Origin of the sequence: Rhodococcus sp. Q (genome assembly GCF_005503035.1) — a bacterium.
Taxonomy (GTDB): Bacteria; Actinomycetota; Actinomycetes; order Mycobacteriales; family Mycobacteriaceae; genus Rhodococcus_G.
On sequence record NZ_SCOY01000018.1, the window covers coordinates 63,395 to 87,899 of the forward strand.

Annotated in this window: 24 protein-coding genes and 1 pseudogene; 11 read left to right on the forward strand and 14 right to left on the reverse strand. The window is 69.3% G+C overall.

Annotated features, from left to right (window positions below):
- Positions 1–17: 17 nt before the first annotated feature.
- The 4 genes and pseudogenes from FFS72_RS27130 to FFS72_RS17125 form a co-directional block, all read right to left on the reverse strand.
- Positions 18–143 (reverse strand): annotated as a pseudogene (locus FFS72_RS27130) (M23 family metallopeptidase); the annotation flags it as partial.
- Positions 144–170: 27 nt separating this feature from the next.
- Positions 171–1,124, reverse strand: coding sequence for a glutaminase A (glsA, locus tag FFS72_RS17115; protein ID WP_137875049.1), 954 nt, complete (start codon positions 1,122–1,124; stop codon positions 171–173).
- Complete coding sequence (gene gadC, locus FFS72_RS17120; protein WP_137875050.1) at positions 1,121–2,668, reverse strand: glutamine/gamma-aminobutyrate antiporter GadC; 1,548 nt, start codon at positions 2,666–2,668, stop codon at positions 1,121–1,123. Before gadC ends, glsA begins: the two co-directional genes overlap by 4 nt.
- Positions 2,669–2,985: 317 nt before the next feature.
- On the reverse strand, positions 2,986–3,981 hold the full coding sequence (locus FFS72_RS17125; protein ID WP_502704126.1) for a M23 family metallopeptidase: 996 nt from the start codon (positions 3,979–3,981) through the stop codon (positions 2,986–2,988).
- Between the two features lie 334 nt (positions 3,982–4,315).
- Here FFS72_RS17125 and FFS72_RS17135 point away from each other — a divergent pair, with 334 nt between their 5' ends.
- From FFS72_RS17135 to purH, 7 genes are all read left to right on the forward strand, one after another.
- A complete protein-coding gene (locus FFS72_RS17135; protein ID WP_137875052.1) occupies positions 4,316–6,109 on the forward strand; it encodes a hypothetical protein in 1,794 nt (597 codons plus the stop codon).
- A 145-nt stretch (positions 6,110–6,254) separates the two neighbouring features.
- Positions 6,255–7,424 carry an ADP-forming succinate--CoA ligase subunit beta gene (gene sucC, locus FFS72_RS17140; RefSeq protein ID WP_137875053.1) on the forward strand — a complete coding sequence of 390 codons (1,170 nt, stop codon included), beginning with the start codon at positions 6,255–6,257 and terminating at the stop codon, positions 7,422–7,424.
- A gap of 13 nt (positions 7,425–7,437) precedes the next feature.
- Positions 7,438–8,352, forward strand: a complete 915-nt coding sequence (gene sucD, locus FFS72_RS17145; RefSeq protein ID WP_050062822.1) for a succinate--CoA ligase subunit alpha — start codon at positions 7,438–7,440, stop codon at positions 8,350–8,352.
- Positions 8,353–8,557: 205 nt separating this feature from the next.
- The gene (locus FFS72_RS17150; RefSeq protein WP_137875054.1) at positions 8,558–9,499 is read left to right on the forward strand and encodes a DUF5336 domain-containing protein; all 942 of its coding nucleotides are present in this window, start codon (positions 8,558–8,560) and stop codon (positions 9,497–9,499) included.
- 85 nt (positions 9,500–9,584) lie between these two features.
- The gene (locus FFS72_RS17155) at positions 9,585–11,027 is read left to right on the forward strand and encodes a cell division protein PerM (protein ID WP_137875055.1); all 1,443 of its coding nucleotides are present in this window, start codon (positions 9,585–9,587) and stop codon (positions 11,025–11,027) included.
- A 95-nt stretch (positions 11,028–11,122) separates the two neighbouring features.
- Positions 11,123–11,782, forward strand: a complete 660-nt coding sequence (gene purN / locus FFS72_RS17160) for a phosphoribosylglycinamide formyltransferase (RefSeq protein ID WP_137875056.1) — start codon at positions 11,123–11,125, stop codon at positions 11,780–11,782.
- Positions 11,779–13,332: a bifunctional phosphoribosylaminoimidazolecarboxamide formyltransferase/IMP cyclohydrolase gene (purH, locus tag FFS72_RS17165; RefSeq protein WP_137875057.1), complete on the forward strand. Its 1,554-nt coding sequence runs from the start codon at positions 11,779–11,781 to the stop codon at positions 13,330–13,332. The genes purN and purH overlap by 4 nt, the downstream gene beginning before the upstream one ends.
- A gap of 90 nt (positions 13,333–13,422) precedes the next feature.
- Here purH and FFS72_RS17170 read toward each other — a convergent pair whose 3' ends face one another.
- The 3 genes from FFS72_RS17170 to FFS72_RS17180 form a co-directional block, all read right to left on the reverse strand.
- On the reverse strand, positions 13,423–13,614 hold the full coding sequence (locus FFS72_RS17170; protein ID WP_137875058.1) for a hypothetical protein: 192 nt from the start codon (positions 13,612–13,614) through the stop codon (positions 13,423–13,425).
- A 385-nt stretch (positions 13,615–13,999) separates the two neighbouring features.
- The gene (locus FFS72_RS17175; RefSeq protein ID WP_137875059.1) at positions 14,000–14,971 is read right to left on the reverse strand and encodes an alpha/beta hydrolase family protein; all 972 of its coding nucleotides are present in this window, start codon (positions 14,969–14,971) and stop codon (positions 14,000–14,002) included.
- A gap of 27 nt (positions 14,972–14,998) precedes the next feature.
- The gene (locus FFS72_RS17180) at positions 14,999–15,577 is read right to left on the reverse strand and encodes a DUF4126 domain-containing protein (protein ID WP_137875060.1); all 579 of its coding nucleotides are present in this window, start codon (positions 15,575–15,577) and stop codon (positions 14,999–15,001) included.
- Between the two features lie 76 nt (positions 15,578–15,653).
- On the opposite strand from FFS72_RS17180, the gene FFS72_RS17185 reads away from it, so the two are divergent.
- The 3 genes from FFS72_RS17185 to FFS72_RS17195 all read left to right on the forward strand — a co-directional run bounded on the left by FFS72_RS17185 (position 15,654) and on the right by FFS72_RS17195 (position 19,589).
- Entirely contained in the window at positions 15,654–17,063 is a 1,410-nt protein-coding gene (locus FFS72_RS17185; RefSeq protein WP_212744367.1) for a sigma 54-interacting transcriptional regulator, read from the forward strand.
- Positions 17,063–19,009: a vWA domain-containing protein gene (locus tag FFS72_RS17190; protein ID WP_137875061.1), complete on the forward strand. Its 1,947-nt coding sequence runs from the start codon at positions 17,063–17,065 to the stop codon at positions 19,007–19,009. The genes FFS72_RS17185 and FFS72_RS17190 overlap by 1 nt, the downstream gene beginning before the upstream one ends.
- A 79-nt stretch (positions 19,010–19,088) precedes the next feature.
- The gene (locus FFS72_RS17195) at positions 19,089–19,589 is read left to right on the forward strand and encodes a hypothetical protein (RefSeq protein WP_137875062.1); all 501 of its coding nucleotides are present in this window, start codon (positions 19,089–19,091) and stop codon (positions 19,587–19,589) included.
- A 10-nt stretch (positions 19,590–19,599) separates the two neighbouring features.
- Here FFS72_RS17195 and FFS72_RS17200 read toward each other — a convergent pair whose 3' ends face one another.
- The 3 genes from FFS72_RS17200 to FFS72_RS17210 form a co-directional block, all read right to left on the reverse strand.
- Positions 19,600–20,526 carry an AEC family transporter gene (locus tag FFS72_RS17200; protein ID WP_137875063.1) on the reverse strand — a complete coding sequence of 309 codons (927 nt, stop codon included), beginning with the start codon at positions 20,524–20,526 and terminating at the stop codon, positions 19,600–19,602.
- A 150-nt stretch (positions 20,527–20,676) separates the two neighbouring features.
- Positions 20,677–21,615, reverse strand: a complete 939-nt coding sequence (locus tag FFS72_RS17205; protein WP_137875064.1) for a TauD/TfdA dioxygenase family protein — start codon at positions 21,613–21,615, stop codon at positions 20,677–20,679.
- Positions 21,616–21,726: 111 nt separating this feature from the next.
- A complete protein-coding gene (locus tag FFS72_RS17210) occupies positions 21,727–22,473 on the reverse strand; it encodes an IclR family transcriptional regulator (protein WP_137875065.1) in 747 nt (248 codons plus the stop codon).
- Positions 22,474–22,648: 175 nt separating this feature from the next.
- On the opposite strand from FFS72_RS17210, the gene FFS72_RS17215 reads away from it, so the two are divergent.
- The gene (locus FFS72_RS17215) at positions 22,649–23,422 is read left to right on the forward strand and encodes an RsiV family protein (RefSeq protein WP_137875066.1); all 774 of its coding nucleotides are present in this window, start codon (positions 22,649–22,651) and stop codon (positions 23,420–23,422) included.
- A gap of 77 nt (positions 23,423–23,499) precedes the next feature.
- On the opposite strand, the gene rpsR is transcribed toward FFS72_RS17215, so the two are convergent.
- Genes rpsR through rpmB form a run of 4 tightly spaced genes read right to left on the reverse strand, consistent with a single transcriptional unit; the run spans position 23,500 to position 24,493 of the window.
- The gene (rpsR, locus tag FFS72_RS17220) at positions 23,500–23,757 is read right to left on the reverse strand and encodes a 30S ribosomal protein S18 (RefSeq protein WP_050062834.1); all 258 of its coding nucleotides are present in this window, start codon (positions 23,755–23,757) and stop codon (positions 23,500–23,502) included.
- Positions 23,758–23,774: 17 nt separating this feature from the next.
- The gene (gene rpsN / locus FFS72_RS17225; RefSeq protein WP_137875067.1) at positions 23,775–24,080 is read right to left on the reverse strand and encodes a 30S ribosomal protein S14; all 306 of its coding nucleotides are present in this window, start codon (positions 24,078–24,080) and stop codon (positions 23,775–23,777) included.
- Positions 24,081–24,089: 9 nt separating this feature from the next.
- Entirely contained in the window at positions 24,090–24,257 is a 168-nt protein-coding gene (gene rpmG / locus FFS72_RS17230) for a 50S ribosomal protein L33 (protein WP_050062836.1), read from the reverse strand.
- Positions 24,257–24,493, reverse strand: coding sequence for a 50S ribosomal protein L28 (gene rpmB / locus FFS72_RS17235; RefSeq protein WP_137875068.1), 237 nt, complete (start codon positions 24,491–24,493; stop codon positions 24,257–24,259). Before rpmB ends, rpmG begins: the two co-directional genes overlap by 1 nt.
- Between the last annotated feature and the right edge of the window lie 12 nt (positions 24,494–24,505).

Below are 24,505 nucleotides of genomic sequence, written 5' to 3' on the forward strand. Positions count from 1 at the left end.
CGTGGGGTGGGGCGGTGTCAGTCGCGTTCGACGCCGAGGCTGATGCCGCGGGTGGCGAGCCACGGGAGGGGGTCGATCTTGTTGTAGCCACCGAGATGTACCTCGAAATGCAGGTGCGGGCCGGTGGAGAAGCCGCGGTTGCCGGTGAGGCATGGGGGCGTCCGCCGGAATCAGGGCAGGCCAGGGACCCGGAACAGGCCCAGTTTCAGTGCCGCCGCGACCTGGCCGACGGCCGCCTGAGCGCGCACGCTGTTGCCTGCGGAATCGAGCGGCGGCGAAAATCCTGCTATGGCGAGCTTTCCTGGCGCGACCGCGACCAGTCCGCCGCCGACGCCGCTCTTTCCGGGAAGGCCGACGGTGTAGGCCCAGTCGCCCGAGCGGGTGTACAGGCCCTCCATGGTCATCTCCGCGAGCATGTGCGGCACGTTCACGGCGCTGACCACTCGGTCGCCGGTGACCGGGTTGACTCCGCCCGCGGCCAGTGTCGCCCCCATCGCCGCCAGGTCGACGGTGTTGACCAGGGTGGAGCACTGCCGCGTGTAGATCTCGCATGCCTCCATCGGATCCGAGTACATCGCGCCGCCGCACTGCAGCAGCCAGGCGATCGCCCGATTGTGCGTGTTGGTGGTCTGCTCGGAGGTATTGATCGCGTCGCTCAGGGTGATCTGCCGACCGGCGAACCTGGACTGCGCGCCGAGGATCCGTCGCCAACGGTGCTCCTTGTCGTCGGCCTGCACCGCGCTGGTCGCCGACATCGCGCCCGCGTTCACCAGCGGTGTCAGGGGCATGTCGTCGTTGAGTTCGAGCGCCATCACCGAGTTGAACGGCAACCCGGTCGGATCCGCGCCGATCCTGCGGTGGAACTCTTCCGCGCCGAGATCCTCGAGCGCGACCGCCATGGTGACCACCTTGGAAATCGACTCCAACGCGAATTCGACCCTGCTGTCGCCGGCCTCGAACACCTGACCGTCCACGGTGACCACGGCGACGCCGAACAGTGACGGGTCCACGGAGGCGAGGTACGGGATGTAGCTCGCGTTCTTGCCGCCGTTCACCCCGGTGCAGTCCCGGTGGGCGTCGGCGACGGCGGTCTCGACGGCCGCGGGCGCGATGGCGGGGCTCACGCGGACTCCCCCTTGACGGCCGTGCTGGTGTCGGTGGCCGAGGGGCTGACCACCCCCGGATGGGTTCCTTCCGCCTGCCACGTGAACGGGGCGAAGTCGTTGCCTGGGTCCACCCAGTGTGGCTTACGCGCGTGGTAGATGAAGAACGGCAGGGACACGAAGAAGACGGTGAGCGCCAGCAGGATCACCACGTACACGACCGGGCTTCCGACGGCGATCTGGTCGGGCGGGATGAAGCTGAAGATGAAGGCAAGCAGTGCGCCGGTGAACCCGGCGCCGGCCACGATCCACATGCCGGCGACTCCGCCGGGGATCCGGTACGGGCGAGGCCGGTTCGGCTGACTGAACCGGAGGTAGATCGCTGCCGCGAACATCAGCAGGTACATCACCAGGTAGAGGATCACGGTGAGCTGGCTGAGGATCTGGTAGGCCGCCTGTACGGAGGGCAGCACCACGAACAGGATCGAGAGCATCGTGACTGCGAGAGCCTGGATGAGCATGATGTGTGTCGCCATGCCGTGCCTGTTGGTCGTCTGGAAGAACCGGGGCAGGTATCCGGCCTTCGCGACCTGTAGCAGGCCGGAGGACGGTCCTGCCACCCAGGTGACGACGCCCGCGAGCACACCGACTGCGAGGGCTGCGGCCATGATCGGTGCCGCCCATGAGATCCCGGCCCACCTGAACATGTCGACGTACGCGGTGAGCAGGGACTGGGTCAGGTTGATGTCGGACCGGGGGACGACGAAAGCGATGGCGAGCGTGCCCAGGACGAAGATGATCACGGTGCCGAGCGCCGCGATGCCCACCGCGATCGGATAGTTTCTCGTCGGGTTCTCGACGTCCTTGACGTGAATCGCGTTCATTTCCATACCCGCGTAGAAGAGGAAGATGCTCGCGGCCAGGACCACGTTGCTGAAATTGTTGAAGTTGGGGATCAGCTCTCCCCACTCCAGGTCGATCTGCGACTTGTTGCCCGCGAGGACGTACGAGAATCCGAGCACGATCAGGATCGCGGCAGGGATGATGGTGCCGAAAATGCCGCCCCATTTGGCAACGCGGGCAAAGGCGTTCACGCCGCGGAAAGAGATGAATGTCGCCAGCCAGTACACCGCGAGCACGATGACGAGGACGAAGACCTTGTTCGACGACAGCTGCTCGGCGAAGCTGAGATCTCGGTCGGTGTAGGCCAGTGAGACGGCCGCGAATGTGAGGGCGGTGGGGAACCAGACGCTGACCTCCACGAACAGCATGAACATCGCGAGAAACGCCCATTTGGCTCCGAAAGCCTCACCTACCCAACGGAATACGCCACCTTTTTCCGGCCAGCCGGTGGCCAGCTCTGCCGCGACGAGGGAGACGGGGACGAGGAAGAAGAGCGCCGCGAACAAGTAGTAGAAGATCGACGAGAGACCGTACTCGGCCTCCGCGGGCAGACCGCGGAGACTCACCACAGCAACGATGTTCATGATCGCGAGCGCGAAGATGCTGATCTTGCCTACTGGTGCTCGGGTGGCTGTGGTCTTCGAGTGGTCTGCGGGCGCCATGATGCCTCCACATGTCATCGATCGCCGGTGATCTGTACATCGCGACGACTCGGACGGCGGCGCAGGGTTGGACGAACGAGACGGCCACATCCGTCGCGGACGCAGCACCGTGGTCGCAAGTCGTTCGGTCGTCGATCAGTCACCGTCGTTGTGCGCTTCGTCGTCGCCGACGCTAGTCGCGTCGGCCCGGAACCGCTCGGTGAACGGGCGCGGTCGCCAAATCGTTAGTAGTTGTCAGAGTGGGCGTCGACGACTCGGGCCGCCTCCCCGAGCGGGGAAGACGGCCCTCGATGATGTGTGGGTGTGGTGGTCGGAGCTCAGTCGCGTTCGACGCCGAGGCTGATGCCGCGGGTCGCGAGCCAGGGGAGCGGGTCGATCTTGTTGTAGCCACCGAGATGTACCTCGAAGTGCAGGTGCGGACCGGTGGAGAAGCCGCGGTTGCCCATACGCGCAATCTGGTCGCCCGCCATGACCTGCTGGCCGACCGACACCAGGGACGAGTCGATGTGTCCGTACACGGTGACGGTGCCGTCGGCGTGCTGCAGGCGTACCCACATGCCGAAGCCGGAGGCCGGGCCGGAGTCGATGACGACGCCGTCGGCGACGGCGTAGATCGGGGTTCCGATGGCGTTGGCGATGTCGACACCTGCGTGCAGCTCGCCCCATCGTGCGCCATAGCCGGAGGTGTAGGCGCCGAGCGCGGGGAGTGCGAACAGGGGGCGACGGGCGGCGAGGTCGCGGGCGGCGCGCTCGGCGCCGAGTCGCTCGCCCTTCGCGAGGAGGTTGGAGAACTGGCTCAGGTCGGCGGGATCGGCGACGTTGAGCACCTGCGGCGCCTGCGACGAGCTCGCGGTGTCGGCGGCGAACTGTGCGGCCTGCGGCTCGGCGGTCGACGCGATGGTGGAGGCGTCGTCGGCGGCGGCGAGCGTGAAGTCGGGAGAGGCTTCCGGTCCGTCGCCCGCGGCCTGCCCTGCGGCGACGACTGCGCCTGCGGCGACGGCCACGACTGCGGCGCGGCCCTTGAGGGCGGTGGGCGGAGTGGGGATGCGGTGCGCTCCACCGCGGCGAGCGGGAGCTGCGACATTCGCATGATCGGACGCGGGTCGGTCCGTGTTGTTCGGGAGCGGGGGGAACTCGTGCAGAGCGGGGACGATCGCGGTGGGTCCGTCGTCGACCTCGTCATGCTCGGTACTGGGGTGAGGCGTCGTGGTGCGGTAGTTCATGGAGCCGTGGGTCTCGAGACGTGATGACCCGGTGTAACGCGGAGCCGAGTACTGCGGATGTGAATACGTGCTCGCGTCGTCTCCCGCCATCCAGTCCCTGCGTCTACTCGGGTCCGGCGTCGGGGCCTGCTGCGGCATGACGGTCTGAGCTGCGATGTTGTCGGCATAGGGCGAGTCCGGTACTGGGACGGTGCCGTAACTGTGGGTCGTGGAGGGCGCGCGGTGTCTGGACAACCTGCCGTCCTCCATTCGTGACCCGTCTGTGACTTTGCCTCAGCGACGGTAACGAAACGGCCGCAACAGCCGCAACCTCTGCGCACAGGTGACCCAACAATGTGAGATGCATCACAAATGCATCACGGACGAATCCCGAGGTCGTCTCGTCGTCCGCCACTCGAGGAGTTCCCGGCTAGCGTCGGGCGCCGTGTCCACCACATCGCGTCCGGTCCTCGCGCCTACCTCCGGCAGCGACCCGGCACCGAATCCGACCCGGCCTGCCGTCGCCGCCACCGCCGCAGCTCTCCTCGGCGCGGTGCTGCTGGTCGCGGCACCCGTTCTCGGTGTGGTCGGTCCGAACGCAGGGCCTGCAGTGGGCGCCGCCGCCGCGGTGGCGCTCGCCTGTGCCTTCCTCCCGCCGCTCCTCTCCGTTGTCGCGCTCGCCCGCCGCGCAGTCGCCGTGGCCGGTGCCCTGCTCGCGGGCTCGGGCGGCGTCGCCCTCGGAATCGTCGTGCTCGACGCCGCCCTGTGGAGCGACCCGATCGACGCCAACCGCCTCGACCTGTTCCGGCCGCTGACGGCAGCGCACCTGCATGCGGGCCCGGGCGCCGTCGCCCTCCTGGTCGGCCACGTCCTCGCGGTCGTCGCGGGGATCCTCGGACTCGTCGCCGTCACCCGCGCCGCACAGGCCGACGGATACGGGCTCGGCGCGGATCCCGCGCTCGACGGTGCGCCCGTCGCCCGCCGCATCGGGCCCCTGTCCGGCGCCGTCGCGGTCGGTGCCGCGCTGCTGCTCGGCGCAGGAGCGTTCGGTGTGCCCTGGGCGACCACCGACCCCGTGCTGGTCGTGCACCCGCTGCTCGGCTCGAACGCTCCGACGGCAATCGGTGTCGCCCTCGTGGTTCTTGCCGTACTGGTCGTGGTGGCGGCCGCCCTCGCCTCGGAGTCGACCGACGTCGCGGCGGCCGCGGTCGTCGGTGCCGGAGTCGGCGCACTCGGACTGTTCGGTTCTCGGGTCGCGGCGGGTGTCGCGGCCGGCGGTGGAGTGTCCGTCGCAGCCGGATCGGTGGTGTCCGCGCTCGCCGCGCTCGTACTGATCGCGGTGGGGGCGACGATGCCTGCGGCGGCTCGGGCACGCGCCCGGTCCGTCACTCCGGTCCGGGCGTCGGGCGCCTCCCGTGCAGTGGCCCACCGCGCTCGTCAGGCACGCCAGCACGCTGTCGCAGGAGCGGCAGGCGTCGTGTCGGGCGCGCTCGCCGTGGTCGGGTCCTTGCTTCCCGTGTTGGCGGTGCCCGACGGCGTCGACCGTCCCCACGTCCTCGTCGCCCGAGTTGCACTCGTCGCAGGCGCGATCCTGTTCGTCTCCTCGACGGCACTGCTGCTTCCCGGACTCGCGTCGGTCGTCCGGCCCGCCGTCGCTGTCGTGTGGGCCGCTCAGTTCGCGGCCGTAGCTGCGGTGTTGCAGGCGGTCGTCGTCGCCATCGACGTCCCCGGTGTCGGAATCGGCGCCGGAACAGTCCTGCTCGGGGCGTCCGCGCTCGGCGCCGTCGCGACGGGAGCACTGTGCTGGCATGCGGGTTCCGTCGAACGTGACGTGGTCGATCGCTCCGTCGGAACCCCGTGGCGTCGCGCGGTCCTTCTGGTCGGGGTTCCCGCGGTCGTCGTCTCGACGATCGCGCTGGCCCTTCCTCTCTACACCGGGCCCGGCTACGCGCCCGACTCGGTGACCGACTGGCCGTGGGGGTGGGACACATGGGGCAAGGGAGTACTGGTGGTGACTCTCGTGGTCACCGTCCTGACCGCGGCACGGGCCCGCCCGGCGCGCGCAGGGGTGGGGGCGGTTGGGGCCGCATTGTCGATGGGCGTATACCTGACTGGGTGGCCCTTGACCAACAGTCGGATCGCCGAGGCGGCTATCGGACCGGGAACCTGGGCTGCGATCATGGGTGTGGTGCTGTTCGTGGCGACCGCCGTCGTGGCGGTTCGGCCCAGACGGCCGTGACCTGCAGCGCGCCACATCGGACTCCGTGACATATGCCACATAGCACCAAGGCGAGGGCTGCGTCACGGAATCAACTAGATATTGTCCCGGACGGACCCGCTCCTACCCCTCGAGCGGGCGTCAACGCAGACGAGACGGTGAGCAGATGGATCTCTTCGAATACCAGGCGAAGGAACTCTTCGCCAAGCACGATGTGCCGACGTCGGCCGGCCGTGTTACCGACACTGTCGCCGGAGCCCGCGAGATCGCCGAGGAAATCGGCAAGCCCGTGATGGTCAAGGCGCAGGTCAAGGTCGGCGGCCGCGGCAAGGCCGGTGGCGTCAAGTACTCGCCCGACGCGGACGCCGCGCAGGCGAACGCCGAGGCGATTCTCGGCCTCGACATCAAGGGCCACGTCGTCAAGAAGCTGCTGGTCGCAGAGGCGAGTGACATCGCCGAGGAGTACTACATCTCCTTCCTGCTCGACCGCACCAACCGCACCTACCTGGCCATGTGCTCGGTCGAGGGTGGCGTCGAGATCGAGGTCACCGCCGAGGAGAACCCCGACGCCCTCGCGAAGATCCCCGTTGACGCCGTCAAGGGTGTCGACCTCGCGTTCGCGCGCAGCATCGCCGAGGCAGGAAAGCTGCCCGCAGAGGTGCTCGACGCCGCGGCCAACACGATCCAGAAGCTGTGGGAGGTCTTCATCAAGGAAGACGCTCTCCTCGTCGAGGTCAACCCGCTCGTCCGTACGCCCGACGACCAGATCCTCGCCCTCGACGGCAAGGTCACCCTGGACGCCAACGCCGACTTCCGTCAGCCCGGCCACGCCGAGTTCGAGGACAAGGACGCGACCGATCCGCTCGAGCTCAAGGCCAAGGAGAACGACCTCAACTACGTCAAGCTCGACGGCGAGGTCGGCATCATCGGCAACGGCGCGGGCCTGGTCATGTCGACCCTCGACGTCGTCGCCTACGCAGGTGAGAAGCACGGCGGCGTCAAGCCCGCCAACTTCCTCGACATCGGTGGCGGCGCCTCCGCAGCCGTCATGGCCGCCGGTCTCGACGTCATCCTGAACGACGTCCAGGTCAAGAGCGTGTTCGTCAACGTCTTCGGCGGCATCACCGCCTGTGACGCGGTCGCCAACGGCATCGTCGGCGCCCTGGAGACCCTGGGTGACGAGGCCAACAAGCCGCTCGTCGTCCGTCTCGACGGCAACAACGTCGAGGAGGGCCGCCGCATTCTCGCCGAGGCCAACCACCCGCTGGTCACGGTCGTCGCCACCATGGACGAGGCCGCCGACAAGGCCGCCGAACTCGCGTTCGCAGCGAAGTAAGGGACACAGAACAATGGCTATCTTCCTGACCAAGGACTCCAAGGTCATCGTCCAGGGCATCACCGGCGGCGAGGGCACCAAGCACACCGCCCTGATGCTCAAGGCCGGCACCCAGGTCGTCGGCGGCGTCAACGCCCGCAAGGCCGGCACCACCGTTTCGCACACGGACAAGGACGGCAACCCCGTCGAGCTGCCCGTCTTCGCTTCCGTCGCCGAGGCGATGGAGAAGACCGGCGCGGACGTGTCGATCGCGTTCGTTCCCCCGGCGTTCTCCAAGGACGCCATCGTCGAGGCCATCGACGCCGAGATCCCGCTCCTCGTGGTCATCACCGAGGGCATCCCGGTGCAGGACTCCGCGTACGCGTGGGCCTACAACGTCGAGAAGGGCAACAAGACCCGGATCATCGGCCCCAACTGCCCCGGCATCATCACCCCCGGCGAGGCGCTGGTCGGCATCACCCCGGCCAACATCGCGGGCAAGGGCCCCGTCGGCCTGGTCTCGAAGTCCGGCACCCTGACCTACCAGATGATGTTCGAGCTGCGTGAGTACGGCTTCTCGACCGCCATCGGCATCGGCGGCGACCCGGTCATCGGCACCACCCACATCGACGCCATCGAGGCGTTCGAGAACGACCCGGAGACCAAGCTCATCGTCATGATCGGCGAGATCGGCGGCGACGCCGAGGAGCGTGCGGCCGATTACATCAAGGCCAACGTCACCAAGCCGGTCGTCGGCTACGTCGCGGGCTTCACCGCCCCCGAGGGCAAGACCATGGGCCACGCGGGCGCCATCGTCTCCGGTTCCTCGGGCACCGCGCAGGCGAAGAAGGATGCGCTCGAGGCAGCCGGCGTCAAGGTCGGCAAGACGCCGTCCGAGACCGCGGCTCTCGCGCGTGAGATCCTCCAGACCCTCACCGTGGGCGCGTAACACACCCACTCGACGCCGACGGGCACCTGCAATTGCAGGTGCCCGTCGGCGTTTGCGCGTCCGACACGGTGGCGCCACTCCAGCACCACGCGCCACCGGCTCGGCGCGGCGGCGTGCGCTAGCGTTGTGAGGCACCGCCCGTGTGACGAACAGCCCTGCGGCGGCGCAGACGCCGAATTCAGCGCCCACATATCGAGGAGCCGAGATGACGTACCCGCCCACCGGACCCGGTTACCCGTCTTCGGGCCAAGCGGGCCCGGGTCAGCCGCCGTCCGCTTCGGCCCCCGGCGGCGGGAGCCTGACCTCCAAGCCGTTGCCGTACCTGTTCTCGATCGCCGTCCTCGTTCTCGGCATCGCGGGCTTCCTCTTCGGATTCGCGCCGTACATGAAGGTCACCGCCTTCAGCGCCGCCGCCGTCTCCCAGAACTCCTTCGAGGGTGGCTACCCCGTCATCGGGCTGGCACTGCTGCTGATCGGCGGACTGCTCGCCGGCGTCTCCCTGCTGCCGGGGCAGTCCCAGCCGGCGGCTGCGGCGGTGACCTCGCTCGTCGGATTCGTCGTCGGACTCTTCTTCGTGTTCAACCTGTCCGACGGCGTCAGCCTGGCGTGGGGCGGCATCCTCGGCCTCGTCATCGCCTTCGTGCAGGCGGCTCTCGCCGTCGCGTTGCTGCTGTTCACGGTCGGTATCGTCCAGCCGCCCACCCCGCGCAGCGCCGGTTATCAGACGCAGCCGTTCGGGGCACCGGGATACGGCGCGCAGCCCGGATACGCGCCCGGTTACGGTCAGGCACCGCCGCCGGCAGGCCAGCCCGGCTACGGTCAGCCGCAGGGCGGATATGCCGCTCCCAACCCCTACTCGGCCCCGCAGCAGCCGTACGCGCCTCCGCAGCAGTTCGGGCAGGCCCCTCAGTTCGGACAGGCTCCGCAGCCGGGACAGGCGCCGCAGTACGGCCAGCCCCAGCAGTACGGTCAGGCTCCGCAGTACGGCGAGTCCCAGCAGTACGGCGAGCCCCAGCAGTACGGTCAGTCGCAGCATGCTCAGGGCGCGACGCCGCCCTCGGCCACGCCGGATTCGCCCACCGGATCCACGCCCGCCGCACCGACGCAGGCATTCGGCGTCGACAAGCCCGAGAAGACCGACGACTGATGCCGCGGCGATGAACTCCGTGCTCAGCCGCGGCGGCGCGCGCTCGGACGGAGGGCGGCGCACCACGCGCACGCCGGAAGGCCGGATGCCCAGCCGAAGCCGGCCGAGCCCCACCCCGGAGCAGGTGCGGGCGCTGCTCGGTGTCGCGCTGCGGCCCGCGCTGCTCGCCCTGGTCGTCATCGCGACGTGCATGGTTCTCACTCTCGTCGCAGCCAACAGTGACCTCACCGGAACCAGCGGCGCCATCGCTGCGGGATGGCTTGCGCTGCATCAGGTTCCGCTCACCATCGGTGGAGCCTCCCTCGGTGTGCTGCCGTTGCTGCCGACTTTGGTGATGATCGCGGCGGTCGCCCGCGGCTGCTCCCGTGTCGTCACCGCGTCGACGCCCCGCCACGAGTGCTGGTGGGTGCTCGGTGCCGCGGTCGCGGGCCCGGTCGTCGTGACCGCGATCGCGCTCGCCGTCGTGGCCGACGCGTCGTCCGTCATCCCGCTGTCCTCACCGAACACCCTCGCTGCGCTGGTCTGGGTGATCGCCGTTCACCTGATCGGTGCGGGTATCGGAATCGGCGTGCGCCTGTGGCGTCCCATCGTCACCCTGCTCGGCGTGCCGGACTGGGTCCTCGCGGCCGCCCGGCCCGCAACGCGCTCGGGTATGGCCCTGCTCGCCACGGGCGCCGCGATCACCGTGGCGTCGCTGCTCGCCTCGTGGTCGACAGTGGGAATGCTCGTCGAGGCAGGCGACGGGTTCATGGGCGGACTCGGATTGACCGTCCTGTCGATCCTGTACCTACCGAATGTCGTGGTCGGGGCCACGGCGGTGCTGGTCGGATCCGCGATCCACGTCGGATCGGCGTCCGTCAGCCTCTTCGACGTCATCGGCGGACCGGTGCCCGCGCTGCCCGTCCTCGGTGCGCTGCCCGAACAGGCAGGCGGCGACGGCTGGCTCGTCGGACTGGTGGTACCCGCCGCGATCGGCATCATGTTCGGCCGCGAATGCGCACGCCGCGCCCCCTCGCCGCTGTCCGCCGTGCAGACGGCGCTCGTGGGGTCGGCCGGGGTCGCTCTCGTCTTCGCGCTGCTCGGTTTCGTGTCCGGCGGCGCGATCGGCTCGTTCGGCTCGGTCGGCATCGACCTGCTCACGTTCGTCGGGGCCACCTTCGGGTGGCTCGCGGTCTTCGGCTCCGCCGCGGCGGCGCTGACCCGGTGGCGGACGCCACCTGCCGCGTCCGGGGAGCCGCGGCGTGCGCCTGTGTCGGCTTCCGCTGCTGCCGCAGCGACCCCGGCACTGCCCGCGGGTCCGCACTCGCCCCCGCGAACCGAACGCGGTGACGCATCGACCGTGATCGACGCGGAACTGCTCGACGACGGAGCCGAGGCTCTGCCCGGTGGCGACGCCGAACCCGCCACTGTCGTCGTCGATGCCGAGGTCGTTGACGACGCAGTCGCGGAAGACGACGCAGTGGCGCAGGTCACGGAGCCGACTGGTCAGCCCGACCTGCCCGACGGTCGTCGGACCAGCAGCGACTAGTCTTGTCGCGTGCCGACTGCTGTTGCCGTCGGTGGCGCCGAAGGTGTAACCAGCTCGGCGGCGCCGAAGGTCCCCCGGTCGGAGTCGCCCGGCCGATGCCTACGAGGAGTAGAGCGCTGACTGCCCCGCACGTGTTCCGGCCCACCACAGGCAACCCGGCCCGGGTAGTGGTTCTCGCTTCCGGTACCGGAAGCCTTCTGCAGTCCCTGATCGCCGCTGCCGTGAACGACTACCCGGCACGGATCGTCGCCGTCGGTGTCGACCGCGACTGCGCCGCGATCGGGCATGCCCAGTCCGCCGGGATTCCCGCCTTCACCGTCGCGTTGAGCGCTCACCCCGACCGCGCCGCGTGGGATGGTGCGCTGACCGCAGCCGTCGCCGCCCACGACCCCGACCTGATCGTGTCCGCCGGGTTCATGAAGATCCTCGGACCGGAGTTCATGACGCGATTCGGCGGCCGCATCGTCAACACCCACCCCGCGCTGCTGCCGTCGTTCCCCGGCGCGCACGCCGTCCGGGACGCCCTCGCCTACGGCGTCAAGGTCACGGGGTCGACCGTGCACCTCGTCGACGCGGGCGTCGACACCGGGCCCGTGCTCGCGCAGGAGCCGGTCGCCGTCCTCGACGACGACGACGAGGCGACGCTGCACGAGCGCATCAAGACCGTGGAACGGCGACTGCTGGTGGAAGTTCTCGCCGCCGTCGCCACCCGAGGAGTTGTATCCGATGGACGAAAGGCCGTGATCCCGAAGTGACCGAACGTAAGGCACTGCGCCGCGCACTGGTGAGCGTGTACGACAAGACCGGTCTGGTGGAACTCGCCACCGGCCTGCACGAGGCCGGTGTCGAACTGGTTTCCACCGGATCGACCGCCGCGAAGATCGCCGAGGCGGGCATCCCCGTGACGCCCGTCGAGTCGCTGACCGGATTCCCGGAATGCCTCGAGGGCCGCGTCAAGACGCTGCACCCGCGCGTGCACGCCGGCGTCCTCGCCGACACCCGCAAGCCCGACCACCTCGCCCAGCTCGAGGAGCTCGGCATCGAGGCGTTCCAGCTCGTCGTGGTGAACCTGTACCCGTTCACGCAGACCGTCGCCTCGGGTGCCACGCCCGACGAGTGCGTCGAGCAGATCGACATCGGCGGCCCGTCGATGGTGCGTGCCGCCGCGAAGAACCACCCGTCGGTCGCCGTCGTCGTCGACCCCGCGAAGTATGCCGACGTGCTCGCCGCGGTCGCGGCAGGCGGGTTCACCCTCGCCGAGCGCACCGCGCTCGCCGCGCAGGCGTTCCAGCACACCGCGTCGTACGACGTCGCGGTCGCGTCGTGGATGACGTCCACCCTCGTCGAGAGTGACGTGCAGTTCCCGGAGTGGGCAGGCGCCAGCTGGGATCGTTCCGCGGTGCTCCGCTACGGCGAGAACCCGCACCAGGCGGCTGCCCTGTACGTGAACCCGGCCGCACCCGCGGGCCTCGCACAGGCGAAGCAGCTGCACGGCAAGGAGATGTCGTACAACAACTACACCGACGGTGACGCCGCGTGGCGTGCCGCGTACGACTTCGCCGAGCCCGCCGTCGCGATCATCAAGCACGCCAACCCGTGCGGCATCGCGGTCGGCGCGGACATCGCCGAGGCGCACCGCAAGGCCCATGCGTGCGATCCGGTCAGCGCGTTCGGTGGCGTCATCGCCGCGAACCGCGAGATCACCGTCGAGATGGCGGAGCAGGTCGCGGAGATCTTCACCGAGGTCATCATCGCGCCGTCGTACGCGGCTGGTGCCGTCGAGGTTCTCGCGCGCAAGAAGAACGTGCGCGTGCTCGAGGCCGTCGCGCCGACGGAGACCGGCATCGAACTGCGTCCCATCTCGGGCGGTGCGCTGCTGCAGGAACGCGACGTCCTCGACGCCGAGGGTGACAACCCCGCGAACTGGACCCTCGCGGTCGGGGAGCCGGCGGACGAGCAGACCCTCAAGGACCTCGAATTCGCCTGGCGGGCTTGCCGTTCGGTCAAGTCGAACGCGATCCTGCTGGCCTCGGGCGGCGCCTCGGTCGGTGTCGGTATGGGTCAGGTCAACCGCGTCGACTCCGCGCATCTCGCGGTGAACCGGGCCGGTGAGCGCGTGGTCGGGTCGGTCGCGGCGTCCGACGCGTTCTTCCCGTTCCCCGACGGCTTCCAGGTTCTCGCGACAGCGGGCGTCAAGGCGGTCGTGCAGCCGGGCGGATCGGTTCGCGACAACGAGGTGATCGAGGCGGCACGTGAGGCCGGCGTCACGATGTACCTGACCGGGGCGCGCCACTTCGCGCACTGACGATCGGTACCTCCGGAAGGTGCACCCTCGGCCCCGCGTCGAGTGTGCACCTTCCGTCGTTTCCGGGGAGGACGCACGCTCGCGCGAGGGTCAGGCGGCGGTACCGGAGATGACGATGCGCGCAGCACCGCGGTCGAGCAGTTCGCGAGCCAGGTCGGTGGCGGCGGCGCGCTGGTCGGCGTCGGTGTGCGAGAGGTCGAGCGTGATCGCGTGACCGGTCAGGTCCTCGGGTAGCTCGGCGAGAGGCCGTGTCTGGGACAACTGGTTGAAGCGAAGTTTCATGTCGGAGCTCCTTGGCTCGGTGCCTGCACGACGAGTGTGTCGGCGTCGTGTGTTCGGCAGGTTTCGTCGTGGCGACGGTTCGGGAAAACGTCCGGGAAAAAGAAAAGGCACCCGGGCCGGGTGGCCGTGGGTGCCGAGAAGTCGATCTGCGTCGTCAGGACGATTCTCGGCGTATGTGCTTGGCGAAAATGTGGAACTGCCACATGGCTGCTGCGGGTACGACTACGGCGTGCGCAAACATTTCGTGCGGTTCCTTTCTCGCTCGGCGACTGGTTAGCCGAGGACGCTACAGCATCGGCGGGGTCGCGCGCACCTCGGTTTCCACGCCGAGGGTGCGCGCGAGGGGCACACGCCGCCGCGTTGCCCCCCGCGACCGGGTGCTGGGTCAGCGGGGGAGGGCGGCCAGCCAGGCGTCGAACGCGGCGCTGAACTCGTGCGAGAACGGCAGGTCCTCGATGTAGTCGGCGCCGGTCGACGGGCGCTGCCCGATCTCCTTGAGCACGTGATTCGCGGTCGTCATCCGGACCGGCGTCACCGCGGTCGCCGCCAGCGCGACGTCGAGGGCGTCGACGTCGTCGCAGTCCACCTGGATGTCACGGGCCGAACAACTGGTCAGGACCGGGAGCCCGGCAGGCAACTGCGCGGCCAGAGCGCGCGGATCGAGGGCGTCCTCCTCGGCCAGGGTCTTCGCGTTGACGGACACCAGCCCGGCCAGACGCAGTGGCTCGGGCAGGTCGTCCGGCACCGTTCCGTCGGTGCGCAGCGATTCGACAGCGTCGGCGAGACCGGTGCGCAGCTGATCGGCAAGGTCCAGCGGCAGCTGACCGCCCGCGACGGCAGCGTCCACCTGGCCGGTGATCTGCCGGGTCAGCAGGTCGAGCAGCCGGACTGCGAGCGGTTCGAGCAGACCGAGACCGATCAGTGCGGGAGTGTCGTCGCGGACCGCGAGTGTCATGGCGACCAGCGCACCCTCGCTGTGGCCGATCACGAGCAGCCGGTCGGCGTCGATGTCGGGTTGGGCGCCGAGGTTGCGCAGGGCGTCGGCCGCAGCGTCGACGAACACCGAGAAGCCCAGCCCGGCAACGTCGTCCACGTCGTACGGCCCGAGTCCGGTCACCCCGCTGCCGAGCTTGTCGTAACGCAGGCTGGCGATGCCTGCTTCGGAGAGGGTGTCGGCGAGGAATCTCAGGGTGCCGATCGGACCGGGTAGCACCGCGCTGTCGCCGTTGCGGTCGGTGGGGCCGCTGCCGGCGAGCAGCAGAGCCGCGGGCACCGGCTGCGTCACGCCGTCAGGAAGCCGGAGGGTGCCGTGAACCGTGACGTCGCCGCTGCTGAAGGTGATCTCGGAATCCGCCATGGCTGCCAGTCTGTCAGGTGCGCTGCCTCAGCCCGTGACGGGACGCGGCCGCCGCAGTCGACGCACGCCCTTCCACGCGAACCACAACAGGAACGCGAGCGCGACCGGAATCAACAGGGGCAGGATGAACGCGATCAGGACGAGCACGAACGTGACGACGTCCTCGACGACCGACACCACCGGGTTCGCGAGACCGGCCGTCGACGCGGTGCTCACCGCCCGCGTCCCGGTTTGGGCCGTGCTGAACGCGAGCGCGGTGGGTGCGCCGACGATGATGCCCGCGATCACCGCGGCGGACGGGTCGAGGCCGGTGAACACGGCGCCCGCGGCGATGGCGGCGGCGATCGGCCGGGTGACGGTGCCTATCGCGCCGAGCAGGTTGTCGACGACCGGGACGAGGTCGGCGAGCAGTTCGACCGCGGTCGCGACGGCCAGCGTGACGAGCGCCGCCGTCGACCCGACCCAGGCGAACGACTCGCCCAACGAGATGCCGAACAGCCCGAAGTGGGCGGCGGCGCTGAGCATCAGCAACGGCAGGAATGTGCGCAATCCCGTTGCCGCCGCGAGGCCGAGGCCGAGGAACAGCGACAGCACCCAGGTGTCCATGAGTGGAGTGTACGAACCACGTCGTCTCGAATCACCCGACACGGATGCCGAATCGACCGAACCCTCGTAGCGTGGAGTGGTGACTGCGCCCACACCCGACACCCGGTCCCCGCGCCCCACCGCCGCGACGGTGGGTGCACTGCGCGCGACCGGTCACGTCCAGCGTCCCGTCAAGGACGAGCTCCGCGACAACCTCCTCGCCGCCCTGCGCGACGGCCGTGACCCCTGGCCGGGGATCGTCGGTTTCGAGGACACCGTGCTGCCGCAGCTCGAACGGGCCCTCATCGCCGGCCACGACGTCGTGCTGCTCGGCGAGCGTGGTCAGGGAAAGACGCGGCTGTTGCGGACGCTGCCGCTGCTCCTCGACGAGTGGACGCCCGTGATCGCCGGTTCGGAGCTCGGCGAGCACCCGTACGAACCGATCACCCCTGCGTCGATCCGCCGGGCCGCCGAACTGGGCGACGACCTGCCCGTCGAGTGGCGGCACCGCGACGAGCGGTACTCGGAGAAGCTCGCGACCCCCGACACGTCGGTCGCCGACCTGGTCGGCGACGTCGATCCGGTCAAGGTCGCGGAGGGTCGCAGCCTCGGCGACCCGGAGACCATCCACTTCGGTCTGGTGCCGCGCGCGCACCGCGGGATCGTCGCGGTCAACGAACTGCCGGACCTCGCCGAGCGCATTCAGGTGTCGCTGCTGAACGTGATGGAGGAACGCGACATCCAGGTACGCGGCTACACGCTGCGGCTACCGCTGGACGTGCTGCTGGTGGCGAGCGCGAACCCGGAGGACTACACGAACCGCGGTCGCATCATCACTCCGCTCAAGGACAGGTTCGGCGCCGAGATCCGCACCCATTACCCGCTCGCGATCGAGGACGAGGTCGCCGTCGTCGAGCAGGAGGCGCAGCTGCGCGCCGAGGTGCCCCCGCATCTGCTGGAGATCCTGGCCAGGTTCACGCGGCTGCTCCGCGAGTCGCCGTCCGTCGACCAGCGTTCCGGTGTGTCGGCGCGGTTCGCGGTCGCGGCGGCGGAGACGGTGGGCGCGGCGGCGCTGCATCGCGGGACGATCCTCGGTGAGTCCGAGCCGGCCGCGCGAGTCGTGGATCTCGGCAGTGTCATCGACGTCCTGCGCGGCAAGATCGAGTTCGAGTCCGGCGAGGAGGGCCGGGAGATCGAGGTTCTCGAGCACCTGCTGCGGCGGGCCACCGCCGACACCGTGCGTGACCTGCTCGGCGGCATCGACTTCGCACCGTTGGTGGCCGTGATCGAGGAGGGAACACCGGTGGTGACGGGTGACCGCGTCACCGCGAAGGACCTGCTCGGGGAGCTGCCCGACCTCGACGTCGTCGACGAACTCGCACAGCGCCTCGGTGCACAGACGCTGGGCGCGCGGGCGGCGGCGGTCGAGTTGGCGCTCGAGGGGCTGTATCTGGCACGGCGGATCGCCAAGGACGCGGACGACGACGGGCAGTTGGTGTACAGCTGATGTACCAGCGCTACGGCCGCTATCACGGGGGACCGGACCCACTGGCCCCGCCGGTGGATCTGCGTGAGGCGCTGGAGGCGATCGGCAACGACGTCCTCGAGGGCTCCTCGCCGCGGCGGGCGTTGCGGGAACTGCTGCGCCGCGGGACATCGTCGATGCGAGGGCTGGACCGGCTGGCCGCGCAGGCGAACCGCCGTCGCCGGGAACTGTTGGACCACAACAACCTCGGTGGCACCCTCGACGAGGTGCGAGAGTTGCTCGATCGCGCGGTGCTCGCCGAGCGCAAGGAGTTGGCGCGTTCCCTCGACGACGAGGCCCGGTTCGCGGAGATGCAGTTGGCGGAACTGCCGCCGTCGACGGCGCGGGCCGTCCAGGACCTGTCCGAGTACCGGTGGCGGGATGCACAGGCACGCGAGGACTACGAGAAGATCCGGGACCTGCTGGGTCGGGAGATGCTCGATCAGCGGTTCGAAGGCATGAAGCAGGCGCTGGAGAACGCGACCGACGAGGACCGGCAACGCGTCGACGCCATGCTCACGGATCTGAACGACCTGCTGGACAAGCACTCTCGCGGCGAGGACACGCCGGAGGACTTCGAGCGTTTCATGGCCGAGCACGGCGAGTTCTTCCCCGAGAACCCGCGGAACGTCGAAGAGCTGATCGACACGCTGGCCAGGCGGGCGGCGGCGGCGCAGCGACTCCGGAACTCGCTGACCCCCGAGCAGCGCGCCGAGCTGGATGCCCTGGCGCAGCAGGCATTCGGAAGTCCGAGTCTGATGCAGCAGCTGGACCGGCTCGATTCGAATCTGCGCTCGGCTCGTCCCGGCGAGGACTGGGACGGCAGTTCCCGGTTCCGCGGCGATGACGGCATGGGCCTCGGCGAGGGCACGTCCGCGCTCGCGGACATCGCCGAACTCGAGCAGCTCGGCGAGCAGTTGTCGCAGGAGTACGCGGGTGCGCAGCTCGACGACATCGATCCGGAGGCCCTGCTGCGCCAACTGGGTTCCGAGGCCGCCGCCGACGCCCGCACACTCGCGGAACTGGAGAAGGCGCTGCAGCAGCAGGGTTTCCTCGACCGAGGAGCGGACGGGCAGTGGCGGCTCTCGCCGAAGGCGATGCGCAAGCTCGGGCAGTCGGCGCTGCAGGACGTGGCGAAGCGGCTCTCGGGGCGCGGCGGTGCCCGCGACACCCGGCGAGCGGGCGCGATGGGCGAACCGACAGGTGCCAGCAGGCAGTGGGAGTTCGGCGACACCGAGCCGTGGGACGTGACCAGGACGGTGACGAACGCGGTGCTGCGGGAGGCGTCGTCGGGTCGGCCGAACGTGCCGGTGCGATTGCAGGTGACCGACGTCGAGATCGCCGAGACAGAGCAACGCACCCGCGCCGCGGTGGCCCTGCTCGTCGACACCTCGTTCTCCATGGTGATGGACGGCCGCTGGGTTCCGATGAAGCGGACCGCGTTGGCGTTGAACCATCTGGTGCGCACCCGATTCCGCGGCGACGACCTCCAGCTGATCGCGTTCGGCAGGCAGGCCAGGACCGTCACCCCGGAGGAACTCGCCGGACTCGACGGCGCCTGGGATCAGGGCACCAACCTGCATCACGCGCTGCTCCTCGCGGGACGGCACCTGCGTCGCAACCCCAACGCGCAACCGGTGGTCCTGATCGTCACGGACGGCGAGCCGACGGCGCACCTGGAGCCGGACGGCCGCGCGTTCTTCGACTACCCGCCGCATCCGAAGACGCTCGGGCTGACGGTCCGTGAGCTCGACCATCTGGCGAAGCTCGGCGCACAGGTGACGATCTTCCGGCTCGGTGACGATCCCGGTCTGGCGCGGGTGGTGGACCGGATGGCGCAGCGCGTCGGTGGTCGCGTCGTCGCGCCGGACCTCGACGGGCTCGGGGCGGCGGTGGTCAGCAATTTCATGCGGTTGCGGCGCCGATGACCTGCGTGCCGTGCCGTGCGGCGTCGGTGGTCGCGTCATAGGCTGAGGGGAAGTCAGCGCCGAGAGACGGGAAGCGTCCATGAAGAAGCTGCTGAAATCGCTGTCGGAGAAAGACTTCCGCCTTTACCGGCAAACGAAGCGGGATCGGCTTCGTGAGCTGGACGAAGACGAACTGATCGACCTGCACGCCCGGGTCCGAAATGCGCGGAACAAGCACATGACGGTGTATCGACGCGAGGCGGCTGCTGCCGTTACCGACAAGGCCGCGCGGGGGGGCGCTCGCCGCACGACCGGCCGCAATGCCGCTCGGGTCGAGGCGCTCGAGACTGCGCTCGCCCGGGTCAGTCGGCGGCTCGGTACCGTCGCCAAACAGAATGCGGCCGCGTTGAAACAGGAGCGGCTCGATGCCGCGCGGTCGGATGCACCGTCGTTCGCCGGGTCCGGTGCCGACGACCCGGCGGCCGCCCGCCTGCCCGGTGGGAAGACCAAATCGAAGCAGAAGTCGGCCGGGCGCAAGAAGCGGGAGGTCTCGGACATCGCTGCCGGCACGAAGCGTCAGGCCAAACGCGACAGCAGGTGAGGACGTTCCCTCAGGTCAACAGTGCTGCGACGAGGCCGATCGCGGGGATGGACGCGAGTGTCGTGACCAGGGCGGTGTCGCGGGCGAGGACGATGCCTCGGCCGTAGCGGCTGGCATAGACGAAGACGTTCTGCGCGGTCGGCAGCGCGGAGACCACGACGACGGCGAACAGGTCGTGCCCCTCGAGGCCGAGCGCGAAACGTCCCATCAGGTACGCGAGAACGGGCTGGACGACGATCTTCAGCACCGACGCCAGGGCGATTTCCCTGCGCGGAGCCAGGCCACGCTGCAGTACGCGCACGCCGTACAGCGAGATACCGAAGGCGAGCAGGGCGCCGGGCACGGATGCGCCGCCGACGAGGCGAAACGGCTCGGTCAGCGCCGTCGGTGGCACCCACCCGGAGATCGACACCGCGAGTCCCGCGACGCCGGCGAGCACGATCGGATTCTTGAACGGCGTCGTCACCGTCTCCACCCACGACCCACCGCGGGTGCCGGTGGTCAGGTCCAGCATCGTCAGGGCGATCGGCGAGTAGACGACGATCTGGAACAGCAGCAGCGGTGCGACGAACGAGGCGTCCCCGAGCACGAACACCGCGATCGGGATGCCGAGGTTGGCGGAGTTGACGTAGGACGAGGCGAGGGCTCCGATGGTCGCCTCGGGGACGGGCCTGCTCATGACGGTGCGGGTGATGACGAAGTACGCGATGCCGATGGCGAACGCCGTCGCCGAGGCGACCGCGAGGGTGGAGGAGAAGATGACCGACAGGTCCGATTTCGCCAGGGTGTCGAACAGGAGCGCCGGTGTCGCGACGAAGAAGACCAGACGGCTGAGAACGAACTCACCGTGCTCGCCGAGGACTCTCGACCGGCCCAGCGCATAGCCGATCGTGATGACGACGAAGATGACGGTGAAGCCGGCGAGTACACCAGACACCGGGACCTCCTAGGGCGAACAACCCCGACGAGTCTAGTGGGTAGCCGACCTAACGACCGCAGCGCATGCACCGGCCCCGCCGGACCGGGTGTCGGTCCGGCGGGGCCCGGTGAACTGCTCGCTACCGCGCGGGTGCGCCTGCCGTCGGGCTCACTTCTCCCCGCGGAACGCGGCACCGGAGAGAGACACCGACTCGCGGCCGTCCGGGCCGACCGGAACATCGCCCTCGATGGTGGTGCGGTAGAGCACCCGCGTGACGTCGAGATGGTCGAGATCGGTCGGTGCGAGATGCGCCGTCGCACGGTTGTCCCACACCGCCAGAGTGCCGGGACGCCAACGGAACCGAACCGTGTACGCCGGGTTGGTGACCTCCTCGAACAACAGGTCGAGCACGCGGTCGCTCTGCGACGGCGACAGGCCGACGATGCGCGCGGTGAAGCCGGGCTGAACGAACAGCGCCTTCTCGCCGGTCACCGGATGCACCCGGACCACCGGATGTTCGGTGACGAACGGGTTCTCCTGCACCTTCCGGCCGTACTCGCTGTCCGCACCCCACAGCGGCCTGCGTCCGCCGAAGCGGTGCTCGGCACGTAGCCCCAGGACGAACTGCTGCAGCGGCTCCGGCAGGCCCTCGTAAGCGGCGACGAGGTTCGTCCAACTGGTGTCGCCCCCACGCTCCGGCACCTCGTGGGCGCGCAGCAGCGTCACGGCAGGCGGATTGACGGCGGCGGTCACGTCGGTGTGCCATTGACTGTCGTAGCTGTACTTCTTGCGTCCGAAGCGCCGCTCGTACTTGGCGCTGTCGACGGCGAGGATCTCGGGGAAGCCCTCCGGCGCCTCGTCGTCGTAGGGGTGGGACGGCGTGACCGTCCCGAAGATCCGCGAGAACTCGATCTGCTGGGCGTGGTCGATGTGCTGGTCGTGGAAGAACAGCACCTTGTACTTGTGCAGCTTCCGGCGGACCTTCTCGGTGTCGTGGTCCGAGAGCGGCTCCCGAAGGTCGATTCCCGTGACGTCGGCGCCGATGTGGCCGGCGACGGGACGGACCTGCAGATTGGTGGCGGTGGACAGTTCCGGTGCAATGGTCATGTGGAAATCCCCTCGGGCTGTGTGGTTCTCGGCCTCCATCCGGCCGTCCGACACCCACGATGTACTCGGTCGGCATGTGGGGAAAGGGTGTTTCCACCATGCGAAAAACACTCAGCGTGAATCTATGTCGACGCGGACGGCGGGCGATTCGGTGGTCCGCGCGATGAGCGCGGCGGTGTGCTGCATCGCGGGCACGATCCTCCGCACCGTCGGCTCGTTGAGGCGCCGCCGCCGCGCTTGCACTCCGACGGCGCCCCACGGCCGATTGCCGTTGTCGAACACCGGTACCGCGACGGCGAGCACCGTCGGGTCGTCGATGTCGACATCGACGGCGAACCCCCGCCGACGGATTCGATCCAGGTCCACCTCCGACTCCCGGCTCGCCCGCCTTCGCCCGAGCTGCTCGAACGCGAGCACCGCCCGGCCCATCACGCTGGTGTCTACGGGTTGTCGGGCGCGCGGAATCTGAATGTCGCAGAACCGATCCGGTGGACGCGCCGAGAACACTGTCAACGCGTCGTCGCCTCGAACGACGGCGAGGCTCGCGGTGATGCCGATGCCCGCGGCCAGCGCGTACAACTGCGGCGCACAGGCGTCCGCCCCGAGTCGGACCAGCGGCGGCACGGCCAGGGAGATCAGACCCGATCCGATGCGGTATCCGTCGGGTGCGCGTTCGAGGAGTCCGCCGCGCACGAGCGCCTGTGCGATTCGGTGCGCGCTACTCACCGGCAGTCCCGCCCGCGCGGCCAGCGAACTGACCGTCAATTCGGCGGCGCCGTCGTCGAAACAGCCGAGCACGGCAACAGCGCGCTCGACTGCGCGTGAACCCGAACGGGACTGGCTTTCCGAAGTCGGCATGGCACCTCGCGACGTCATCGCCTCGACCAGGTGCGCCGAGGAAGGTCAGCGGTGACTATCGCGGTGCGTCGCTCGCCGGTCAACGGTTACACGCGCCGAGAATCCGAAGTCGACGTCGGCGGTTCACCCAGCGCGTCGCCTTGTCCGCGTCGGCGCCGCTCGCCAGGATGGGCGGATGTCGATTTCCCGGATCCTCGCCGTGCCGTTGGCGGCGGTAGTTCTCGTCGGCGGGAGTGCCTGTTCGGATGACCCCGACGACGCAGCCTCGACGCCCGGCGTCACCACGACTGCACGCGTGACGTCGGTGTCGCCCACCGTCCGGGAGGACCCCGAAGCCGGCTACTCCGCGACCTCCACCCAGGTCACGGGCGACACCGGACGGGTCCGCTACGACGTGACGGTGCCGCAGGTCGAGGGCGGGGATCCCGCGGTCGCGGCGGAGTTCAACGAGTCGATGCGTGCGGCTCTCCAGGACCAGATCGACGGGTCGTCGGGGGAGCGGTTCACCCTCGATTCCCGCACCGAGTCCGGGGTCACGCACATCGGGTCGCGGGTGCTGAGCGGACTCCTGGTGACATCGTGGAACGCCGACCCGCCGGGGGCGCACCCGACTCCGTTGGTCGCGACGGTCGTCGTCGACACGGACAACGGCAGGCCGATCACGCTGAACACGCTGTTCCCCGACCTGCAGGCGGGCCTGGATCGGCTGTCCGAGGAGTCGGCGCGCTTGCTGCCCGGGACGGCGGCGGGGGCCGAGTTCGAGCGATCGGGCATCGAGCCGACGCGGCAGAACTTCTCGAACTGGCTGGCCACACCGGAGGGGATGGAGATCCACTTCTCCGACTATCAGGTGGGCCCGCATGCCGTCGGGTTGGTCGAGGTGACCGCGCCGTGGGATCGGTTGCAGGACGTGATGGCGCCCGCGATGGTCGGCGTCGTCTCCAGCTGACCGCCCGAACGCGAGCGGCCCCCGGAAATGCGAAAGGCCGCACAGTCGGGGACTGTGCGGCCTTTCGGAAACTCCGACTACCGGCTGGTGAACGGCAGCAGGGCCATCTCGCGGGCGTTCTTCACCGCGACGGCAACCTGACGCTGCTGCTGCGGGGTCAGGCCGGTGACGCGACGGCTGCGGATCTTGCCGCGGTCCGAGATGAAGGTGCGGAGCAGGTTGACGTCCTTGTAGTCGACGTGCTCGATCTTCGCCGCGAAAAGCGGGTTCTTCTTGGGCTTGCGGCCGGTGTCGGCGCCGCGGGACTTCTTGGACGGGCCCCTCTTGACTGCCATTGCTTCCCTCTCGAGTTCTACCAGCTGGACTTGCGCACGCCGGGCAGCTCCCCACGATGAGCCAACTCGCGCACGCGCACGCGGGACAGCCCGAATTTTCGCAGGTGACCGCGCGGACGACCGTCCGCAGCGTCACGATTACGCAATCGTACCGGACTCGCGTCACGCGGCAGACGCTGCAAGGCCCGTAGGGCCGCGGCCCGCTCGTCGTCGGTGCTCGACGGTCGCCGGACGATCTCCTTGAGGGCCGCGCGGCGCTCGGCGTACCGCGCCACCACCGCGGCTCGCTGCTGGTTGCGAGCGATCTTCGACTTCTTTGCCATCCGGGTTCCCTACTTCTCTTCGCGGAAGTCGACGTGTCGTCGGACGACGGGGTCGTACTTGCGCAGGACCAGGCGGTCCGGGTCGTTGCGGCGGTTCTTGCGGGTGACGTAGGTGTATCCGGTTCCCGCGGTGGACTTGAGCTTCACGATCGGCCGGATGTCGGTGCTCCTCGCCATCAGATGCGCACTCCCCGCGCGCGGATCCGGGCGACGACGGCCTCGATGCCGTCCCGGTCGATGGTCTTGATGCCCTTCGTCGAGACGGTGAGCGTGATTCGTCGTCCCTCGCTGGGCAGGTAGTACGCCTTGCGCTGGATGTTCGGGTTCCAGCGGCGGCTCGTCCGGACGTGGGAGTGCGAGACGGACTTCCCGAATCCGGGGGCGCGTCCTGTGACCTGGCAGTGGGCGGGCATGGGACCTCCTCG

Coding starts and splice junctions, on each gene's coding strand:
- gadC (WP_137875050.1), bottom strand. CDS start 2,668: ATGGCGCCCGCAGACCACTCGAAGACCACAGCCACCCGAGCACCAGTA.
- FFS72_RS17125 (WP_502704126.1), bottom strand. CDS start 3,981: ATGGCGGGAGACGACGCGAGCACGTATTCACATCCGCAGTACTCGGCT.
- sucC (WP_137875053.1), top strand. CDS start 6,255: ATGGATCTCTTCGAATACCAGGCGAAGGAACTCTTCGCCAAGCACGAT.
- sucD (WP_050062822.1), top strand. CDS start 7,438: ATGGCTATCTTCCTGACCAAGGACTCCAAGGTCATCGTCCAGGGCATC.
- FFS72_RS17150 (WP_137875054.1), top strand. CDS start 8,558: ATGACGTACCCGCCCACCGGACCCGGTTACCCGTCTTCGGGCCAAGCG.
- FFS72_RS17155 (WP_137875055.1), top strand. CDS start 9,585: ATGCCCAGCCGAAGCCGGCCGAGCCCCACCCCGGAGCAGGTGCGGGCG.
- purN (WP_137875056.1), top strand. CDS start 11,123: ATGCCTACGAGGAGTAGAGCGCTGACTGCCCCGCACGTGTTCCGGCCC.
- FFS72_RS17170 (WP_137875058.1), bottom strand. CDS start 13,614: ATGAAACTTCGCTTCAACCAGTTGTCCCAGACACGGCCTCTCGCCGAG.
- FFS72_RS17175 (WP_137875059.1), bottom strand. CDS start 14,971: ATGGCGGATTCCGAGATCACCTTCAGCAGCGGCGACGTCACGGTTCAC.
- FFS72_RS17180 (WP_137875060.1), bottom strand. CDS start 15,577: ATGGACACCTGGGTGCTGTCGCTGTTCCTCGGCCTCGGCCTCGCGGCG.
- FFS72_RS17190 (WP_137875061.1), top strand. CDS start 17,063: ATGTACCAGCGCTACGGCCGCTATCACGGGGGACCGGACCCACTGGCC.
- FFS72_RS17195 (WP_137875062.1), top strand. CDS start 19,089: ATGAAGAAGCTGCTGAAATCGCTGTCGGAGAAAGACTTCCGCCTTTAC.
- FFS72_RS17205 (WP_137875064.1), bottom strand. CDS start 21,615: ATGACCATTGCACCGGAACTGTCCACCGCCACCAATCTGCAGGTCCGT.
- FFS72_RS17210 (WP_137875065.1), bottom strand. CDS start 22,473: ATGCCGACTTCGGAAAGCCAGTCCCGTTCGGGTTCACGCGCAGTCGAG.
- FFS72_RS17215 (WP_137875066.1), top strand. CDS start 22,649: ATGTCGATTTCCCGGATCCTCGCCGTGCCGTTGGCGGCGGTAGTTCTC.
- rpsR (WP_050062834.1), bottom strand. CDS start 23,757: ATGGCAGTCAAGAGGGGCCCGTCCAAGAAGTCCCGCGGCGCCGACACC.
- rpsN (WP_137875067.1), bottom strand. CDS start 24,080: ATGGCAAAGAAGTCGAAGATCGCTCGCAACCAGCAGCGAGCCGCGGTG.
- rpmG (WP_050062836.1), bottom strand. CDS start 24,257: ATGGCGAGGAGCACCGACATCCGGCCGATCGTGAAGCTCAAGTCCACC.
- rpmB (WP_137875068.1), bottom strand. CDS start 24,493: ATGCCCGCCCACTGCCAGGTCACAGGACGCGCCCCCGGATTCGGGAAG.